This window comes from Alloprevotella sp. oral taxon 473 str. F0040 (assembly GCF_000318095.2).
Classification (GTDB): domain Bacteria; phylum Bacteroidota; class Bacteroidia; order Bacteroidales; family Bacteroidaceae; genus Alloprevotella.
Genome location: NZ_KB290724.1, coordinates 1 through 19,610 on the forward strand (window position 1 = coordinate 1; position 19,610 = coordinate 19,610).

Below are 19,610 nucleotides of genomic sequence, written 5' to 3' on the forward strand. Positions count from 1 at the left end.
CTACCAAGACTTTCTACAAAAAAATCGGAGGAAATTTTTCAAACACCCAATTTTGCAATGTAATTAGTTTGCAAAATGGATACATAAACCTATTTTCTTCTAAAGACACTACTGAAAGGATTGTGCGACATTATGCAGGATATCATCTAGATTTAGTTCATTCTTTAATACATTAGCCAGTTACCCCCTTCTAGCCCGCCTTATATTGTTTCCCTATGCTTCGTTCTCCAACCTTCTTTCTACTTGCCCACACCTAAACTGGGAGATTACGCGAAGATTCTGGGAGATTTCCTAAAATATCTCCGACATTTAGAAGAAGAACTCCGAGATATCTTTTCAATAGTTTCGAGAAATCATCTAAGGTCTCCAGGAAAAGAAGCCCAACAGATAAAATAACAGAAAAATAAGATAGACCACTCAACTACATAAATACGCACGCGCGAGAAGACTCACCACTACCAGTATGAATGACTGCTATGCCCTGAACGTCATTTGAGAAGTGTGCATAGAACACAAAAAGGTGGTGAAGCACAATTAGCACTTCACCACTCACCAGCCATCGCTCTTTCTCAAAGAGGGAAACCTTTTTTATGTTGCAAATAGAAGTTTATACCACGTTAGCTCCATACCTCTGTTCAAATTCTCGAAGTATCTTCTGAAACTCCAGTGGAATATAGTTCATCGCTTTATGTCGCATGTTCTCAGAAACACCATACAATGCTTCGGCAATTCCTCCTGCAATGCAACCAATAGTGTCGCTATCGCCCCCTATGCTCACGGCATTGCGAACGGCATCTTCGAAATTTTTCGCCTTGAGCGCGCAGATTATGGCTTGCGGCACACTGTCCTGACAAATGCCTCCGTTGCCTTTTCCATCTATGCCTCGCCAAGAATAACGCTGCTGGAGTTCCTCGACTGCCATCGTCAAATCATAACTAAACCTTTGCGTGATACGTCCTTCAATGTCCACAGCAGAAACTCCTTGTCGTGCCCACAAGATGGCCATCGCTGTGGCTTGTGCTCCTTTCACGCCTTCTGGATGATTGTGCGTACAAACTGCAGACTTTTCCGCCCACGTCATCACCTCTTCCTCCGTGTCAAAAGCCCACCCCACTGGAGCGACACGCATGGCACTACCATTGCCACAACTGTTATAAGGCAAAGCTGCTCCACCTCTCGCCTTTTCTACAACCCATTGTTGGAACATCCCTCCATAACTTCCCATAGGACATGGGTAGTTCATGGCGTATGCACAATAAAAGTCAGCAACATCGCCTCCACGCAATATCCACTCTGCAGTGGCAAAGGTGAGAATGCTATCATCGGTGCATTCCATTCTTGTTTGAAAAAAGGGAAAATCTTTGGTGCGGATATTATCAAATTCGTAGATACTACCTACCACATCTCCTATAATTGCGCCTAACATATCTATTTGTTTTTGATGAAATCAAAATAAAGAAGTCACACATTGCACAGGCCATCTACCTTACTTGAAGTACTTGTGATAGCCAGTAGAAAGACAAAGATAAGAAAATGCTTACTAAAAACCAACTTATCCTTCGCAGCTTACATAAATCTGCAGAGAAAAAGCCGTCGGCACTCTTTGTCAATAACTCATTTTCTGTTATCTTTGCATGACAATTTCCAATCATACTACAAGAATTCTACCTATTAAATCATTAGAAACAATGAATAATACCTCTATCAAATCCCGCCTGATTGGCATGAACTTCCTAGAGTTTGCCGTTTGGGGAGCCTATCTTATCTCCATGGGTGGTTTTTTAGCCAGTAAAGGCATGGGAGCCAACATCGGTTGGTTCTACTCCATTCAAGGTGTAGTTTCCATCTTTATGCCTGCCATAGTGGGCATTTTAGCAGATCGCTTTGTACAAGCTCAGCGCATGCTTGCCCTCTGCCACCTGATTGCAGCCATTAGTATGATAGGAGTAGGAATAATCGGTAGCCAATCGACCTTTGACTTTTGGGAAATATTCCCTCTCTACACGCTCAGTGTAGCTGCATATATGCCCACTCTCGCGCTATCTAACTCAGTTTCCTACAACGCGCTTGAAAAATATAACCTCGATACCGTAAAAGATTTCCCCCCTATCCGTATTTTTGGTACGATAGGATTCATTGTTTCCATGTTGGCCGTTGATTTATTGGGATGGCAACACGGGCCACAACAGTTTTACGTATCAGCTGGTTGGGGCATCATACTAGCCCTCTACGCACTCACCCTTCCTGCATGCCCCACAGCCCAACGCAATTCAGGAGAACATAAAGGCCTAGTCGAAGCAATGGGATTGCGCGCCTTCGCTCTATTCAAGCATCGTCGCATGGCACTTTTCTTCATTTTCTCGATGCTGCTCGGCGTGAGCTTGCAAATCACCAATGGATTTGCCAACACCTTCATCAGTAGTTTCAGTGTACAAGAAGCCTTTAAGGGAGTCTTTTTTGTGGACCATGCCAACTTACTCATCTCTCTCTCGCAGTTGTCAGAAACTTTCTGCATCCTCTTGATTCCCTTCTTCCTCAAACGCTACGGCATCAAAACCGTGATGCTCATCGCCATGCTCGCATGGGTGCTACGCTTCGGTTTGTTTGCCATCGGCACTCCAGCTTTTCCCCAAGTCATCTTCCTCATATTGTCTATGATTGTCTACGGAGTAGCATTTGATTTCTTCAATGTCTCTGGATCTCTCTTTGTAGACAAGGAATGCGACCCTTCCATTCGCTCCAGTGCACAAGGCCTCTTCATGCTCATGACGAATGGTATCGGAGCGTCTGTGGGCATGGTTGGTGCACAATGGGTGGTCAATCAGCACACCCAAAACGTGAATGGCGCGCAAATCGGTGACTGGTCTAGTGTATGGTTCACCTTTGCAGCCTATGCCCTCGTGGTTGGAGTAGCTTTCTTTATCCTTTTCCAAGAAAAGACAGAAAAGAAATAATCGCTAGCAAAGAGTCCTGCCCTACATAGAGCATAATCTCAAAAAGCAAAAAATAGCCCTAGAATATCATTCGGCTAAAGAATTAGTTCGGCGCACCTCAGCAGAATATTCTTCTGAAGTGCGCCTTTTCCTTCGAAAAAAGAGAAGATTTCCAAGTGAAACTCGGTAGGATTAAAAACATAAACCTATCTTTGCAGAAAATTCAGCGTCACATCAACACACTGCCCTTCCTCAAAGTTAGATTGTTACAAGGCAGTTGCCGACGATAAGTCTCACTAAACTTCACCGTACGCTATTATGGCAGAACAACATCCACACATCGACACCCTTTGCCTCACTGCAGGTTGGACTCCTAAAAATGGCGAGGCTCGCCAGTTGCCCATTTATCAAAGCACGACTTTCAAATACGAGTCTACCGAACAGATGGCACGTCTTTTCGACTTAGCAGAGTCTGGCTATTTCTACTCTCGTTTGGCCAATCCCACCTGCGATGCTGTGGCTGCCAAAATCACCAAACTCGAAGGCGGTGCGGCTGGTTTGCTCACTTCGAGTGGCCAAGCTGCCAACTTTTTCGCGGTGTTCAACATCTGCAATGCTGGCGACCACTTCATCGCCACCAACGGCATCTATGGCGGCACTTTCAACCTCTTTGCCGTAACGCTCAAGAAAATGGGCATCGACTGCACCTTTGTCAGTCTCGATGCCACCGATGAGGAGATTCAAGCCGCCTTCCATCCTAACACGAAGTTAGTGTTTAGCGAAACCGTCACTAATCCAGGCTGCCGAGTATGCGACATTGAGCGTTGGGCAGGCTTTGCCCATGCCAACGGAGTACCACTTGTGGTAGACAACACCTTCCCCACCCCTGTGAATTGCCGTCCCATTGAGTGGGGAGCCGACATTGTGACCCACTCTACTACGAAGTACCTCGATGGACAAGGTAGATGCGTAGGAGGTTGTGTCATCGACAGCGGAAAATTTGACTGGTCGGCACATGCAGACAAATTTCCAGGTTTGACACAGCCCGACGAAAGCTATCACGGGCTCGTTTACACAGAGGCATTTGGTGCTGCAGCATATTTAGTAAAAATTGTAGCGCAACTGCAACGTGACTTCGGCTGCTGCCAAAGTCCTCAAAATGCCTTTTTGCTCGACAACGGTATTGAGACACTCCACCTTCGCATGGAGCGTCATGTGCACAATGCACGTCGCATAGTGGATTTCTTGAAAAACAATCCTCAAGTGGCTTGGGTGAACTATGCTGGCGACAAGGACAGTCAGGATTATACATTGGCACAAAAATATCTTCCCAATGGCAGTTGCGGCGTACTCTGCTTCGGGCTGAAAGACAAGTCTAGAGAAACTGCAGTTCGTTTCCTCGATGCACTGCGCCTCATCAGCATAGCCACACACGTGGCCGATGCCAAGAGCTGTGTACTTCACCCGGCTAGCCACACCCACCGCCAACTCTCTGACGAACAATTGGAAGCTGCTGGCATCCCTGTCGACCTGATTCGTTTGAGTATCGGTATAGAAAACGCTGACGATCTCATCGCCGATTTAGAACAAGCCTTCCAACAACTCTAAAGAAGCAGCGCATCACTAGCTCTAATCGCTCCCCTCTTTTATGGAATATCCTCCAGAATTAGATATCATCTCTATCCTCGGTCCCACCGCCTCGGGCAAAACGTCCTTGGCGGTGGCCTTGGCACATCTATTAGGCACAGAAATCATCAGTGCCGATTCTCGCCAGGTCTATCGCCGCATGGATCTTGGCACTGGCAAAGACCTTGATGATTACATCATCAATGGCCATGCCGTGCCCTATCATCTCATTGACACGGAGGAACCTGGCACTAAATACAATCTTTATCGTTACCAACACGACTTTTTTGAAACCTTAGGCGACATGCGCTCACGCGGTCTTCGACCTGTGGTCTGTGGTGGCACTGGATTATATCTCGAAAGCATCATTCGTTCCTACAACATTAGTCACGTGCCACAGAATCCTGCCTTACGTGCAGAGTTGGAAGGACAGTCGCTTGAAGCACTCACTGCCCTACTCGCCGAATTAAAAGCGCGTTCAGGACAAGCGATGCACAACACTACAGACGTAGACACAGCAAAACGCGCCATTCGAGCCATCGAAATCGAAACCTACAATCTCGAACACGGAGCCAGTGAGCGCAACTGCCCCACCCTTCGCAACATCACCTTCGGGCTTTCCCTCGATCGTGAAGTGCGTCGTCAGCGCATCACCGAACGTCTACACCAACGTCTCGAAAATGGCATGGTCGCAGAAGTGCAAAACCTCCTTGACGAAGGCATTCCAGCCGAAGATCTCATATATTATGGTTTGGAATACAAGTTTCTCACCCTCCACTGCACAGGACAATTGTCCTACGATGATATGGTACAGCAACTCGAAACAGCCATACACCAGTTTGCTAAACGCCAAATGACCTGGTTTCGCGGTATGGAGCGTCGTGGCTGCCCCATCCACTGGATTGATGCCATGTTGCCCACGGACGATAAACTTGCCATCATCGAGCAAACTTTGAAAGCTCTTTGAGGATTGGCCTATCCATCGCTCTTGTTCATCCTCCAAGTGGACTATCATCAGATTATAAAGTACGCGTCAACAATATAAATAAGGTGAACTTTACAGCCTTCTTTCTCTATCCATTGTCTTGAAGTTTCTATAAAAGTGTCTACTCCTGTTCGAGTATTAGATAATATAGAAAACATTACTACATCTAATTTATTGATACCTGAAGCCATTTTGTTATATTATCTAATAAGGTGGTAAATGCTTGTCCTAAATAGAGCTTCGATTCTTTTCTATGGACGCTAACATAGAGTGGTAAGTAGGATTCTTGATCTTCAAATGAGTGATTTGCGTCGTCAATCGCAATAGAGAAGAAGTTAAAATGCTGGTATTTTAAAAGTGTACACTCTATTCCTTTTTGGTGTTCGATATAATTAAGCAAGTTGTCATTTTTTGCATAAGCAATAAAGATTGGACAGCGAATACTCTGCAGATGTTTTTCCGGGTTATAGCGAATGGCAGCAAGTAGGCGCGCGTCGTTTTTGAATGGTTCTGTTTGACTTTTTACAAACTCTTGCTGTGTTTGTACACCAAAGGATGAATTAATCAAACTCGCATGCTGCTGATAAATCTTAGCCATTTCCTTTTGCAATTCTTTTATCGCCTGCTTATCTCTTGGTTCAGAAGCTAATATGCGAGCCTGTCGGTAAATCGAGTACCTTAGGATATTACTTTCTGAATATGAGTGCCACTTAAAAAAAGGAGTGAGACGCGACATAATTTGTTCGTAATACACATGCTCTCCTTTCACCCCCATAGTAGCAAGGAGGAGAATTTCTTTTACCTCCGTGTTTCTTGATGCCTCAATAATGGCGACAGAACCTCCTTCACTATGTCCGATAACGCCCACTGGATGTGATGCGAAACGTTCATCGGTCTTCAAAAAGGCTAAAGCATCATGGAGGTCGTCAGCTGCATCGTGCATGGTATAACGACCTTCGTAAAGCTGATTCCCTAGAAGGGTGTCGGAGTAACTGCGGTTGTCATATCTGAACGTTGTGTATCCCTTACGGTTTAAAGAGTCAGACAAAGCCTTAAAGAAGCCAACATAGTCCCGATTGAAAGCTTGTGGTGGCGTTACTAAGACCAATATAGGTGATTACTGTGGTGCTTCAGCTACTTGTGAAATAACACCCTGAAGTTTCATTTTCCCTTTGAGTATAGGGAAAGATACTTCAATTTGCCTAATTGTATGTGCATCAATGGGCATAATACTGCCCAACAATAAACAGAAAGCGGTAAAATAAAACTTCAATTCTTGATATCTATTTAGAGTCTTCATAATGGATATTTGTAAATACAAAACTCCACCTTTCTAATAAGAAAGATAGAGTCAATTATATGGGTTAAAGACTTTTCCGGTTCATCCGACATTTGGAATGATGCGGCAATCATGTAGCGCATATAACCTTAACTCAAAGTATCTTTCCTCCCTAAAACCATAATCCACTCTCTTCATTACCTTTATCTTGTTGTTTATCCCCCTCTACTTTTCCTGTCGCAATGGGACAGTTGTACCATACTAGAATACCCGTTCTGTAAGCCATGATCATGTCAGCCATTTTCATCAACTGTGGCACTTAGCTCTCTCGCGCGTGTTTTACCCAATCGAGCATAACCTCTTCGGCTACTTGCTTATGGGGCTGTGTCCATCTCTCTCTCTGAGTTGCTCTTTAAGATAATATGCCTGTGAGAGAGGTTTGTTCATATCCAAAGCATTATCAAGCCTTGTTCGATACTCCTTGTCGAAGATGTCAGCTCCATTGCGTAGCAGCAAATAACGCGTCCCCTTCATGACCTTGCGCTTGTTGATGTCCTTTTCCATGTTGTATTGCACCCAGCGCATATCGTCCAACTTCTCATTCATCAGTTTGACCACATGGAAATGATCGAAGACATGCATCACATTCGGGCAGTTTTCGCTTTTTTTCAATGCCATCACTTCAAATATCTGATGAACATTAAATTTGTAAGCTTTAGTGATTAACTATTACTTTACGCTCTTTGTTTAAGAAGAGTTGTTGCCCTATTGAATACTTCTTAGAAACATCAAATGACGCGAAGTCAGCGATAGAGCGTTGCATAGTCGCATATGCTACGACATTGTCTTTATGATAAAAGAGAAGCGTTGTTACTCCGTCATTTACTAACATTTCCTCACATACATCACGAATATTATCAGGTATCTCCACATTATGCAGGCTATCCATATTTAGATAGGGAGGAACAATGCTAAAGCTATCACATTGTTCTATTGGAGGCAAGGAGAATGATGTTTCTGGCTGCACATGGGATAATGAGAGCTCTACTTTATTGCTTTTTGAACAACCTGCAAGAATCAACAAAGAAAAAATTGCTTTTATTAAAATTTTCATCATCTTTATTTGAGGGTTTAAGAGCACATTGCTCAACTACTTGGTATAACCCCAATTCGGGATAAGTAAGGCTTGTTATTTTGCCTTTAAATAGTTTCAACGAAAGCTCCAATAAGAGGATTATTCTTTTGTATATTTATTATTGATATCCAAACAGATAACGATAAAACAATCCTCAATAAAGCTTATCAGCAAAGTTACGGAAATTTATTGTACTGCAGACGATTTCTGCAAAGAATTATGAGTTGGAATTGAACAAAAGAGCACGTATCCACACGAGTAGAAAAGCGTGTCAAACCTATGCGCATACAAGAAATTCAGCTATTGGTTGCATTTTTTCATCAAAAGATTTGGACATGTGAAGAAAACATTGTACTTTTGCACTCGCAAACCAGCAATAACGGCGAGGTAGCTCAGATGGTTAGAGCGCAGGATTCATAATCCTGAGGTCCCGGGTTCAATCCCCGGCCTCGCTACTTTGAAAAGACTCAAGCACACGCTTGGGTCTTTTTTGGTAGCACAACCATTCTTGCACTTGGAGAACGCTAAAATGCCCTTACATTTACGCTAACAGAGCTTCGTAGCAGAACAAATGTATTCCCCCCAATCATCCTTGTTATATTTGCTCCTCCCTAAGAAATAATCAACACTATAACTTAATTCTACATTATGCACAGATTTCTACAACGAACCATCATGATGCTCCTCCTCGTGGTAGGTTTCTGTTCCTCTGCTTTTGCAGAAAGCACAGAACTCACCGATGGATACTATCGCATCATCAGCAGGCATAATAGTCTGCCCATCCATGTGCACAATCGCCAATTAGGCTATGTCTCAGAACAAGCAGGTTCTGAAACAGCCAATGGTATGGATCTCACCCGAGTGTGGAAGGTGAAACGAGTAAATGACACCTACTGGATCATCAATGTGAGCGAAGGTCTCCCCGTTCAACAGCACGGTCTGATGAATGTCACATTCTCCGTTGGATACACTCCTGCTCACTACTACATCAAGCAAGCCACGGGAAAAGACAGTGAAGATTGTTGGGTGATTTCTACAGACCCCAATTTTAAGGATAAAACGCTTTGGCACAATGGTGGTAGCGGGTTAGTCCAAAACTGGGAAGGAGTCAACAGCAAACAAAATTTCTGGAAGTTTCAATCTCTCACAGAAGATGAAAAGAAAGAAGTAAAGAACTTTGAAGACCAATGGCCTATATTAGAATCCGGCTTTAAAAATCTCGAAAAATTCCGTCAAGGTGGCTTATACCGCATCAAAAATGCGCAAAATCAGTATTGGAAAGAAGAGGTCAAAGGCAATCAAATAAAAGTAACCCCAACAACTTCAAAGACAGACTTTAGCACTCTTTGGATTGTTGAAGCCAACGGAGACGGCTTTGCATTGCGCAATGCAGCTACCAGTCGTTACGCAGCTCCTGTAGATGGCGATAAGCCCCTCACCACTTCTTTAGACAACCGAAAACTGTGGTTAGATTTCAAACACAGCACACCAGGCTATTATAACATCAGTGGTAATAACACCTTCGCTGATGGTAGTTGCTTTGTTGTGACTGCTTCTAATACGTTGAAAGGTGGCAATGCTCGCAACAAGTCCACCTCACAGAATGCAGAAACCAACCAGCCAGTGACAAACTTCTCACCTAACACCGCTGCAGACTGGCAATTAGAATCCGTTACAGATGTATCGGACGATGATATTAAGGCTGAAATTCGCAAGAAGACGAATGCAGCCTTTGAACCCGTTGAAAACAAATACTACATCATTCGCAACGTCGCTTACCCCTCTCGTGTACTCACCACTCGTTTCAACACAAATGAAGTCAATGGTGACGAACGCAACGAACGCGAAATGGGACAAATATGGACTTTTGAGAAGGTAGGCGCTCAATGGGCCATTCGTAGTGTGGTCAATCAACGCTACTACGTAGGCAACACAGCTGCTCTCTCTAAGACCTACGAGATGACTCCCTCTAAAGTGACATTTAAGGTGCAACAGAAAGACAAGTGGTTCCCCTACTTGGCTTTTGTAGCCCGAAATGATGAGAGTCTCCACTGCGCTAGTTCTGCAGACTTCAGAGTCGTGAACTGGTACGCTTCTGCTACGGCTTCAAAATGGCAGTTGGAAGAAATCGAACTGGATCAAGCTGCACTCCAAGCATACAATGATAAAATCAATACGCAGAATGAACTACAGGAAAACAGCTCCAAGTGGACAGAGAAGCTTCAACAGTTTTTCGACGACTATGCTTGCACCAAGTTAAAGGACAACTATAAGAGTATGTCTTCTGAGCAATTCCAACAAGCATTGCATGCTGCAGCACTTCCTCAGTTGCTCATCGACATGGCTATGCGTGTGAAATCAGACACTTGGAATAGTAAAAATGGAGAAGCCAATCGCTATGAAAAGCTCTTTCGTATTCAGGACTACCAAGCCTATAGCCATCCACAAAAATGGGCAAATAATGATAAGCTCATGCCCATTGCTTTTGGACAATACTCGCAGCTCACCAACCCTTCCGGTGTTACTATCCCTGAGAAGGAGTTCGTTTTGCTATTTGTAGACAAAGACGCTCCCGCTGAATGTGAGCTTAAAGCAGAACTTGTACAAGGCAAGAGCACAACGGGTAGTAAAGTAGATCTACATAAGGGGTTCAATATCATCTACTCTAACTCCCCTGCGCACCTCTACATCAACTACGTCATCAACAACGTAGCGTTGAAATACACCGACCAACCCAAGATTCGTATCCACGTAGAAGGTGGACACGCCAATGGATTCTTCGATGCCAACACCATGAAGAATGCAGATTGGGATAACCTACGCAAACTGAAGGACTTTGGTTTCTTCACCGACGATGTGATTCGTTTGAAATCCAAACACACGATCCACAGTCTTAGCCTCCGCGGAGTTGAAGAACAACAAGACCAGCAAAACTGGATCTACAATGGAGTAGACAAGGGTATTACTGGTGTTCTTGACAAATGGGACTGGGTGCACACTATCGAACAAGACTTCTTCCGTCCAGAACAATTTAAAGATCGCTTCAATTGCTTGCTGTTCAGCACCGATGCTAGCGGACTTTACGCCTTCCCCTATGGCACATTCATCGGCACAGTTAGCACCACCTTTAGCTACAAGGAATGGGCAAAGGGTGGACAATACGACAACGGTGGTAACCTATGGGCGGTAGTCCACGAAACAGGACACCACTATCAAAAGCTCTTCAACCTTGCGCGTTGTCTTGAGAGTTCCAACAATCTCTGGTCAAACATCGCCCTCTGGAAACGCGGTGCTAGTGTGAGCCGATTGCAAAATTCACAAAAACTCTTCGATCGTTTCAACCACAACAAGTCATGGCTCGACATGGACTTGAACGATCGCACACGCATGTACTGGCAATTGTGGCTTTACTATGTAGAGTTGGGACACAAGCCAACCTTCTTCCGAGAGCTATTCGACAAATTCCGCGAGAACCCCATCAATTTCTCTAACGCAAAAACGGACTATCTACGCTTTGCCCGTTTCTGTAGTGAGGTTGCAGGCGAGGATTTGACCGAGTTCTTCACCTTCTATGGCTTCTTCAACAAAGTTGGGCAAAACATCCCCTACAAATATAACGACGACTTCTACGACAAGGCTTATGGTGCTGCCACTATCTCTGTAAGCCAAGAAGACATCGAGGAGTGCAAGAATGCCATGGCTCAATACACTAAGAAGAACAAAAACCTCATCTTCATCGACGAGCGCATCCGCAAAACTCCTGCCATCTACGAAGGAGCCAAGCCAGGCGAAACACGTTGGGGAACGATTGGTGGTATGGATCCTGGTGACAACCGCGTGTTTGGTGACGTGGGTCACTACGAGGACTTCGGCAAGCCCGGTCAACCTGGTACTACCGCAACTCCTAATGCCGTGCGCATCGATGGTCGCACCGTACGCATTCAAGGCACTGGAGCCGTGGGCTACAAAGTATACAATGAAGCTGGAAAGCTCGTAATGGTGGCAAACACCAACGACTTTACACTGCTTGATAACTTAGAGCTGTCTAAGCTCACTGTCACCGTTGCTGGTGGTAATGGCGAAGAAGTAGAGGTCATCAAAAATGGTCAAGTGAAGGAGGAATACAAGAAGCGACTCACCTTTGACAACCCTTCTAACCTCACCTTGTCAGAAGGTAAAGACTCTCCCCTCGGTAGATATTATATCCGCAGACACGAAGCTGTTGATGGCAAGTTCTACTATCTGACACCAGACGGACACCCCACGGATCAGCTTGACAATGCAGGTCAATTCCTCGTTATGGCAAGCAGATTCTCTGGTGAATACTACCTCTATTCTATGGGTAAAAATCAATGGATCTCCTATGAACCCAACAAAAACTATTGGGGAGAGCTCGATTATCATGGAGAACCCAACCTTCTCCGCTGGAGCAATGAGATGACCAAGTCTCAAACGTGGAAAATCACTCGCGAGAACAAATACTACAAAATTGCGCTGCAAAAAGACAGCAGAGTATTGTGGAACTGGCATGGAGGTCCATCAAAACGTCAGGTCGTAGGTTTCTACAACAATCAAAACGATGCTGGCTCACGTTGGGTCTTCGTTCCCGCCGACCTCACCACGAAATATCTCGCTCTTGTGAAGCACGCGGACAGCATCATGGTGCGCGATGCAGCCAAGGCTGTAAACACAGCACCTTATCACCAAGAGTTCCGCAAGCATTTAGCCAAGGAACTCGAACGCACTTCTGCTAATGAACAAGACATAGAGAAGCTAAAATCTCAATTGGCAGCTTGGGAAATCTGGCGCGCTGCTGACAGCACACTCGCTGCTGATGCAAGTCACTCTGTGAACACCCAAAAACTCCTCGGTGAGTTCAAAGCAAAACTCTCTGCCACTACGCTGACTACATCTACTGAGAACATAGATTTGCTCAAATCTCAGTTGGCAGCTTGGAAGACTTGGCGTGCTGCAGACAGCACACTCGCTGCTGATGCTAGTCGCGCAGTGAATACGCAAAAACTCCTCGGAGAGTTGAAGACACAGCTCGCGGACGTTTCTTTGGTAGCATCTACCGACGATGCAGAACTGACGAAGGTCAAAGCACAGATTCCAGCTTGGAAACAATGGTTGAAGGCCGACGAACTCTTGCAGAAAGATGCGAACAAAGCAAAGCACAGCCTCACTTTCTACAATTCATTCAAGGCTAATGTAACCAACGCTTCTGCAAGCATTGCTGCCACTGATCCAGCCCTCCAGAAACTCTCTGAGCAAATGACCGCATGGCCCGTGTGGCGCGATGCCGACAGTTTGGTGCAAATCAAACCTTATGGAAATCCCGATAACACGAAGTTCCGCGAACCCTTCACGGAGTTAGTGAAGAAAGACTACACCACTGAAGCTCAAATCCAAGAGCTCAAAGACTTCGGCCGCTACTTCCGTCTGCTCGTCACTGCAGATAGTCTTCTCAGTCTGACCAATCCTGGTTATCCTTTGGCGAAGTTTAAGGAGGCATCGTATGTAGAATCGTACTATCTCCAACCTGCAGCTGCAGTAGACCAACCTGACACTTATTGGGAAGGCCTTCTCGAATCTATCCCAGAAACATGGGCAGGACCTGCTAACCGTACTCAAGTCAAAGAAGACAAAGACGGCTACTACATGCCCGAGGATGGTAAGTTCTATCGACTTCGCAGTTACTACGATGGCAGATACATCACTAGCCAAGCCGTAGAGTCATCTAACGATGGTGTGATGACCCCTCTTAGTCTTTCTAAACAGCAAGATAATTCTACCCTTTGGATTCTTCAACAAGACAACACGGGTAAACAATACCTTGCAGCCGCAAACGGAAAAGGCTACCTCTGTAGAATGGCAAACCAAAACCACGGAAGCCTCAGCAATGAACCTGCTGAACTTTCCTTCGGCACTGCTAGACATATCACTATAGGTAGAGATAATCAACAAAAGATTGGTACCCTCTACATCCGCAATGCTGGTCTGTCTCTTGTAGGTTGGAAAAATGATAATGCCATTGGAGGCCACGATGGCACAGAGACTAACCCCGTATGGCACCAAAAATATGGTTTAGCCGGTACGAGCTTCTACTTCGATACCGTGAAGGATGCCACCTTCACCGTCACCACTTACGCCGGTAGCAATGGTAACTACGCCACCACGCAATTACCTTTTGCTGCAACGATTCCCGAAGGTCTCTTCGTGTATCGTGTGAAACAAGTGGCTGCCGAAAAGAATCTCGAACTCGAGCTTATTGACGGAAAAGTGCTTCCAGCCAACACCCCTGTGATTCTCTCTAGTGCCCATGCAGGCAGCTTCGAGTTGCACCCCACTAAGTGGCATGCACCTATCGACACGAAGCTCCAAGGAACGAACCTTCCACTTAAAGCCACAGACAGAAGTTCTGGCACACACTACTACGCGCTCACCATCGACAATGACACCCGCGAGATGCTCTTCCGCCGTGTCCAGAATGATGTAGACATCCCTGGCAACCGTGCCTACTTCACCCTGCCTATTGGCACTTCTGCTGCGACTTCCCTCTCCTTCATCCTACCTTCTCCTGAAGTGACAAAGGTGAAAGGAAGTCCTGCACAGAAGAACACCCCACACGCCATCTTCAACCTTGCTGGACAGCGTGTCAATGCTTCTTCAGCAACAGGTGTGGTGATTTCACAAGGACAAAAGATGATCATCCGATAATCCTTCTCTCTCTTCTCATTAAGACCGACCCTCCTCACCGAGTGGTCGGTCTTAATGTTTGTTTCCTCTGATATCCTATCTATAGCGCATTTCCTCATCTTCCTTTCCATCAGTGATTAGACCACAACGAAACAATGTCAAAGACTTATCACTTCTCACATAAAATCTTTTTCCTACCTTTGCACCCGACACGCAATAAAAAGGAAACAAAAACAACAACACCCACATTATGCCTCACATGATTCATGATTTCTCCACCGTCACCAGCAAAGGTGCGCCCTACCCTCTCTCTCAACACAAAGGCCAAGTGCTGCTCATCGTCAACACGGCTAGCAAATGTGGATTCACCCCCCAGTTTGCCGAACTCGAACAGCTCTACCAGCAATACAAAGACCAAGGGTTGATGATACTAGGCTTCCCTTGCAATCAGTTTGCGGGTCAAGAACCAGGCTCGGGCAGTGATGCAGAAGCGGCTTGCCAACTCAACTATGGTGTCACTTTTCCCATCATGCACAAGATCAAGGTGAACGGCAGCGAGGCAGATCCGATATTCCAATATCTCAAATCGCAAGCAGGCGGATTCCTCACCAACGCTATCAAATGGAATTTTACCAAATTCCTCATCTCTCGCGATGGCACCATGATTCGTCGCTATGCCCCCATCACCAAACCTAGCAAGATTGCCAAAGATATCGAAGCCCTGTTGGCTCAATCCTAAGAACAAACCGCGCTTAGGCTCAATGCTAAAAAATCACCGCTCACCAACTCGAAAGTTGATGAGCGGTGATGCTCGTCTTTAGGAAAATAAATAGTTAAGCCAACTCAACAATAGTGATGCCAGCGCCACCAAATTGGATGTGCTCATCGCGATAGTCGCGCACACCAGCCACCGTGTCGAGATATTGACGAATCATCGTGCGGAGGGCTCCCGTACCTGTGCCATGGAGGATACGCACCCGCTTTTGTTCGAGGAGCAAGGCATCGTCGATGAAGTAGTTCACAGCCGTAAGGGCTTCCTCGCCACGCATGCCACGCACATCCAGTTCTGGACGAAAATGAAGCTTCTTCTCATACATCGCATCGCGCGTCTCCTTACTCACGAAGGTAGACACCTGCGACACCGAAGGTTTCTCCACAGGGCGTGTGGTCACCTCCAAGCGGTTCATCGGCACTGTCGTGGTCATCACGCCAAACAGCACGCGCACGGTCTTGCCATTGATAGTTTGCACACGGCCCACACTGTGTTGCCCCTTGATGCGCACATAGCAGCCCACCTCCACCTTAGCTTTCGGCACAATGGTAGGTTGAGGATCATTCTTCTGCGCGATGGCACCGAGCAACGAGCCGATGGCCCCCTGCGCCTTCTTGTTGTCTTTTTTGCGCTCTTGGCGACGGCGTATCTGATCCATCTTGCGCGCGATGGCATCGTCTTTCTGTTGCTTTTCGATGGCCTTCACTTCCTCACGGAAAGCCTCCAGTTCTTGGCGCGCTTCTTTGGTGCGCTCCTTCTCTGCCTGACTTTCGCGAATGGTGCGAATGGTGTTTTCAATCGCGGCATTCGAAGCCTGCAACATTCGCTCCGCCTCTTGGCGCGCATCGGAGAGCACATCTTTCTTCTGCTGAGAGAGCGTGGTGAGTTCCTCTTCGTAGTGTGCGATGGTTTGCTCGAGTTTCTTCTCGCGGTCGTGGATGTTCTTACGCTTGTTTTCCCAATACATCTTGTCGCGCACAATGTCTTGGAGATATTTGTCGCTCATTACGTAGTCCTTGCCCACCAGATCTGCGGCATAGCGGATAACATCTTCAGGAAGGCCTATCTTGCGCGCGATTTCCACCGCAAACGAACTACCCGGATTGCCAATTTGCAGCATGAAGAGGGGTTGCATCTTGGCACGATCGTAGAGCATCGCACCGTTGATCACATGTTCCGACTGCTCGGCAAAGTGTTTCAAGTTTTGATAGTGCGTGGTGATGATGCCGCAAGCCTCACGTTCCACAAACTTCTTGAGAATCGCTTCTGCCAGCGCACCACCGATTTGCGGTTCTGTGCCACTTCCAAACTCGTCGATGAGGAGCAAACTCTTGCTGGTGCAATGCTTCATCATCGACTTCATGTTGAGCAAGTGGGAAGAATAGGTGGAGAGGTCATTTTCTAAGCTCTGCTCATCACCGATGTCGATAAAAATGTCGTCGAAAATGCCGCACACTGAGTTCTCACGCACGGGCACTGGCATACCGCACTGGAGCATATACTGCAACAGCCCCACCGTTTTCAAGCAGACGGACTTACCACCAGCATTAGGGCCCGAGATGAGCAAGAGTTTGGCACGATGGCGCAGGGTCACATCCAGCGGAATCATCTTTTTGCCGTGGCGTTCCAGACTCTGCTGCAAGAGGGGGTGGCGCGCTTGCACCCATTCGATGCAAGGAGCTTTCTGCAAACGAGGCACCACCGACTCAAATTGTTCGGTGAAGATCGCTAAAGCACGAAGATAGTCGATGTGCGCCAAAAACTGCATTGAGTGCAGAATATCACTGATATGCGGACGGATTTCAGAAGAAAGGATTTGCAAGATGCGAATCACCTCGCGCTTCTCCGCAGCCTTGAGTTCGCGGATGCGGTTGTTGGCATCCACCACCGCAGCAGGTTCGATGAAGACGGTCTTTCCGCTCGCACTCTCATCGTGGATGATACCCTTGATTTTACGTTTCAAAGCGGGTGCCACGGGGATGACCAAACGGCCATCGCGGAGCGTAGGTGAGACATCACGATCGATGTAGCCCTCTGCTTGCGCTTCGTTGATGATGGAGCGCAGACTATGGCTGATGTTGCGCGAAGTCACCTCGATACTGTGACGAATGTTGAGCAGTTCAGGGGTGGCAGTGTCCTTGACCTTGCCATACTTGTTGAGTACAAGGTCGATGCGCTTGATGATTTGCGGAAATGCGCTCACTCCTTCTGTCATACGTGCCAAAGCTGGATACACCACTTCGGAAGACACCTCGGCATCCTCCGTCTGGCTTGTTCCCTCCTCAGCAGTTGTGGCAGCACCTTCACCTCGTGGTCGGAAAAACTGCACTAGGCTCACCACAGTTTGCAGTGAGCGTTTGAGGTCAAAGAGATCGAGTTCTTCGAGATACGTACGTTCGGGGCGAATGCGCAACAAGGGTTGTCGCACATCATAGAAGTTTTCCTCATACACTTCCTCTTCGGTCATGCGGAAGAGGGCAAATTCGCGTGCTTGTTCGAGCGACTCTTTCACTAGCTCGAATTTATTGGAAAACTTCACCTGATTGTCCACCCACTCCGTGCCTAAGGTCGACATGCACCGCCCTTTGAGCAGGGTGCGCACCTCGGAAAAACCAATTTTATGTTCGAAGTTATTGGGATAAATCATTGGAGTTCTTTCTATTTGTCTGCAAAGATACGAATAAAATGGTGCGTGCACGAGAAGAACCGAAGTTAGCTTTACAAGAAAATGCAGTGCACACCCCCACCAACTGGCTATTTTCAGCTTCCAGGTACCATAACATTCTACATCATGCTCCATCATTTTCAGTCATTAGGTGATTAGGATTTTGTTCTGCACCCTTGTTTCCTTGCTACATCGACCAATGCTTCCTTACAACTGGAGAAAAGGAAATGCAACAGGAAAAAGAGTATGCTTCTAACTATAACTGGTTTAATAAACATAAAAAAGACAGCGCTTTCAGATTAAAAGAAATTTCTTAACCTTTCATTCTCTAAAAAACATGGTATTTACATGATATTTAGGAGAGATGCTCCCTCTATGGGCCACATCATCCCGCCTAAAGTTGAGCAAAAGAAAATCGAGTTGCTTCCTCGCACTAAATTCTCTTCTAAAGATGCTCACTATCAGCATCAGATTCTGGAGGCTCTCACCACACAAGTTTTCTTAAATCCCTATTTTCTTTCTCCAGCAAACGAAGCCCGAAAACACCGATAGAATTAAGGAGCAGTTTCTCGCGCGTGCGCATCACGCGCGCCTTCCCCAGGAGTTTTGTTTTTTTGCTTTCACAACCTTCACCATTTCACCTAAAAATAGGAGGTGAGTTTTCTAAAGAAGCAAAACACCTTTATAAAGTTTGCCGAGGCGATAATCACATCAAAAAACGACTAGTGTGTGAAGGTTGTGAAAGTTAAAAGACAAAAATCCCTGTAATGCGCGCACGCATCGCGCGCGCGAGGGCATTTTTACCTTTGTCAAAACGGAGTTCTTTAGAACGCTTCCTCACCCTCTCTGGAAAATCTCCGATTTTTGAGAAATTATCTCCGAGAGTTTTCTAAAAAACTCCGAGTTCATTCACTACATACTCCTACATTATTCTCCATGCCTCAGAGATATTCTTCTTTGTCTCCATTCTTCAAAACAACTACTTCTACTATAGACTTAGTACCTACAGCTTCCACCTCTAGAAAAATTCGTTATCCGCTTTACCGAAAAATAGGGTTCATGGCATTTCTACGCTAAAAACACCAGCCCATCATCATTATGAAGAACAAAGTTCATCACATTTTCGATATTTTCCCTATGCTTTTTTGCACAAATTATCTGTTTTAAATAGCAAAAACACGGAAAGTGTACATTTTTCTCTCAATATTTATCATATTCATTTGGTTATACAAAATAAAGTCCTAAATTGCGAGCAGAAACAGAATACTCCAAACAACTAAGAATATCAATTCAATGTCGTATCGTAGAAGATGGTGCACTTCTATACAAAAAAAGCAACAAACTGAAGTATATTTTTTCCTTTCAAGAAAGAGATGAGGGGGAAGAAGTTATTTTCTTCCCTGTAAACTATCGAAGCGGGCTGACTTCCACTTGTAAAGTCAGCCCGCAATATTTTGCTACATAAAGAAAGGAAATGAGAAAGACAATAGGTTTCCAATTTACAGCCCTCAGATTG

The 19,610-nt window shown here is 45.8% G+C and carries 13 protein-coding genes and 1 tRNA gene; 7 read left to right on the forward strand and 7 right to left on the reverse strand.

The window, feature by feature from the left end; genetic code table 11:
• Positions 1–607: 607 nt before the first annotated feature.
• Positions 608–1,426, reverse strand: a complete 819-nt coding sequence (locus HMPREF9999_RS09395) for an ADP-ribosylglycohydrolase family protein (protein ID WP_009437870.1) — start codon at positions 1,424–1,426, stop codon at positions 608–610.
• Between the two features lie 262 nt (positions 1,427–1,688).
• On the opposite strand from HMPREF9999_RS09395, the gene HMPREF9999_RS09400 reads away from it, so the two are divergent.
• From HMPREF9999_RS09400 to miaA, 3 genes are all read left to right on the forward strand, one after another.
• Entirely contained in the window at positions 1,689–2,954 is a 1,266-nt protein-coding gene (locus HMPREF9999_RS09400) for an MFS transporter (RefSeq protein ID WP_009437871.1), read from the forward strand.
• 297 nt (positions 2,955–3,251) lie between these two features.
• On the forward strand, positions 3,252–4,541 hold the full coding sequence (locus tag HMPREF9999_RS09405; RefSeq protein ID WP_009437872.1) for an O-acetylhomoserine aminocarboxypropyltransferase/cysteine synthase family protein: 1,290 nt from the start codon (positions 3,252–3,254) through the stop codon (positions 4,539–4,541).
• A 40-nt stretch (positions 4,542–4,581) separates the two neighbouring features.
• Complete coding sequence (miaA, locus tag HMPREF9999_RS09410) at positions 4,582–5,526, forward strand: tRNA (adenosine(37)-N6)-dimethylallyltransferase MiaA (RefSeq protein ID WP_009437873.1); 945 nt, start codon at positions 4,582–4,584, stop codon at positions 5,524–5,526.
• Between the two features lie 184 nt (positions 5,527–5,710).
• Here miaA and HMPREF9999_RS09415 read toward each other — a convergent pair whose 3' ends face one another.
• The 4 genes from HMPREF9999_RS09415 to HMPREF9999_RS09435 all read right to left on the reverse strand — a co-directional run bounded on the left by HMPREF9999_RS09415 (position 5,711) and on the right by HMPREF9999_RS09435 (position 7,940).
• Positions 5,711–6,652, reverse strand: a complete 942-nt coding sequence (locus HMPREF9999_RS09415) for an alpha/beta hydrolase (protein ID WP_044063467.1) — start codon at positions 6,650–6,652, stop codon at positions 5,711–5,713.
• A 9-nt stretch (positions 6,653–6,661) separates the two neighbouring features.
• Complete coding sequence (locus HMPREF9999_RS09420; protein ID WP_009437875.1) at positions 6,662–6,844, reverse strand: hypothetical protein; 183 nt, start codon at positions 6,842–6,844, stop codon at positions 6,662–6,664.
• 345 nt (positions 6,845–7,189) lie between these two features.
• On the reverse strand, positions 7,190–7,501 hold the full coding sequence (locus HMPREF9999_RS10535) for a transposase (protein ID WP_009437877.1): 312 nt from the start codon (positions 7,499–7,501) through the stop codon (positions 7,190–7,192).
• Between the two features lie 37 nt (positions 7,502–7,538).
• Positions 7,539–7,940, reverse strand: a complete 402-nt coding sequence (locus HMPREF9999_RS09435; protein ID WP_009437878.1) for a hypothetical protein — start codon at positions 7,938–7,940, stop codon at positions 7,539–7,541.
• Positions 7,941–8,339: 399 nt separating this feature from the next.
• Here HMPREF9999_RS09435 and HMPREF9999_RS09440 point away from each other — a divergent pair.
• The 3 genes from HMPREF9999_RS09440 (at position 8,340) to HMPREF9999_RS09450 (ending at position 15,396) form a co-directional block, all read left to right on the forward strand.
• Positions 8,340–8,413: transfer RNA gene (locus HMPREF9999_RS09440), tRNA-Met, on the forward strand.
• A gap of 193 nt (positions 8,414–8,606) precedes the next feature.
• On the forward strand, positions 8,607–14,678 hold the full coding sequence (locus tag HMPREF9999_RS09445; protein WP_157049657.1) for a hypothetical protein: 6,072 nt from the start codon (positions 8,607–8,609) through the stop codon (positions 14,676–14,678).
• A gap of 229 nt (positions 14,679–14,907) precedes the next feature.
• Positions 14,908–15,396: a glutathione peroxidase gene (locus HMPREF9999_RS09450; protein ID WP_009437881.1), complete on the forward strand. Its 489-nt coding sequence runs from the start codon at positions 14,908–14,910 to the stop codon at positions 15,394–15,396.
• Between the two features lie 94 nt (positions 15,397–15,490).
• Here HMPREF9999_RS09450 and HMPREF9999_RS09455 read toward each other — a convergent pair whose 3' ends face one another.
• Positions 15,491–18,076, reverse strand: coding sequence for an endonuclease MutS2 (locus HMPREF9999_RS09455; protein WP_044063470.1), 2,586 nt, complete (start codon positions 18,074–18,076; stop codon positions 15,491–15,493).
• Between the two features lie 366 nt (positions 18,077–18,442).
• Here HMPREF9999_RS09455 and HMPREF9999_RS10630 point away from each other — a divergent pair, with 366 nt between their 5' ends.
• Positions 18,443–18,646, forward strand: a complete 204-nt coding sequence (locus HMPREF9999_RS10630) for a hypothetical protein (protein ID WP_009437884.1) — start codon at positions 18,443–18,445, stop codon at positions 18,644–18,646.
• 769 nt (positions 18,647–19,415) lie between these two features.
• On the opposite strand, the gene HMPREF9999_RS10815 is transcribed toward HMPREF9999_RS10630, so the two are convergent.
• On the reverse strand, positions 19,416–19,610 hold a 195-nt coding region (locus HMPREF9999_RS10815), incomplete at its 5' end, for a hypothetical protein (protein WP_009437888.1).

Excerpts from the sequence above, each read along its gene's own strand:
- HMPREF9999_RS09445 (WP_157049657.1), top strand. The coding sequence starts at position 8,607 with ATGCACAGATTTCTACAACGAACCATCATGATGCTCCTCCTCGTGGTA.
- miaA (WP_009437873.1), top strand. The coding sequence starts at position 4,582 with ATGGAATATCCTCCAGAATTAGATATCATCTCTATCCTCGGTCCCACC.
- HMPREF9999_RS10630 (WP_009437884.1), top strand. The coding sequence starts at position 18,443 with ATGATATTTAGGAGAGATGCTCCCTCTATGGGCCACATCATCCCGCCT.
- HMPREF9999_RS10535 (WP_009437877.1), bottom strand. The coding sequence starts at position 7,501 with ATGGCATTGAAAAAAAGCGAAAACTGCCCGAATGTGATGCATGTCTTC.
- HMPREF9999_RS09455 (WP_044063470.1), bottom strand. The coding sequence starts at position 18,076 with ATGATTTATCCCAATAACTTCGAACATAAAATTGGTTTTTCCGAGGTG.
- HMPREF9999_RS09405 (WP_009437872.1), top strand. The coding sequence starts at position 3,252 with ATGGCAGAACAACATCCACACATCGACACCCTTTGCCTCACTGCAGGT.
- HMPREF9999_RS09435 (WP_009437878.1), bottom strand. The coding sequence starts at position 7,940 with ATGATGAAAATTTTAATAAAAGCAATTTTTTCTTTGTTGATTCTTGCA.
- HMPREF9999_RS09395 (WP_009437870.1), bottom strand. The coding sequence starts at position 1,426 with ATGTTAGGCGCAATTATAGGAGATGTGGTAGGTAGTATCTACGAATTT.
- HMPREF9999_RS09420 (WP_009437875.1), bottom strand. The coding sequence starts at position 6,844 with ATGAAGACTCTAAATAGATATCAAGAATTGAAGTTTTATTTTACCGCT.
- HMPREF9999_RS09450 (WP_009437881.1), top strand. The coding sequence starts at position 14,908 with ATGCCTCACATGATTCATGATTTCTCCACCGTCACCAGCAAAGGTGCG.
- HMPREF9999_RS09400 (WP_009437871.1), top strand. The coding sequence starts at position 1,689 with ATGAATAATACCTCTATCAAATCCCGCCTGATTGGCATGAACTTCCTA.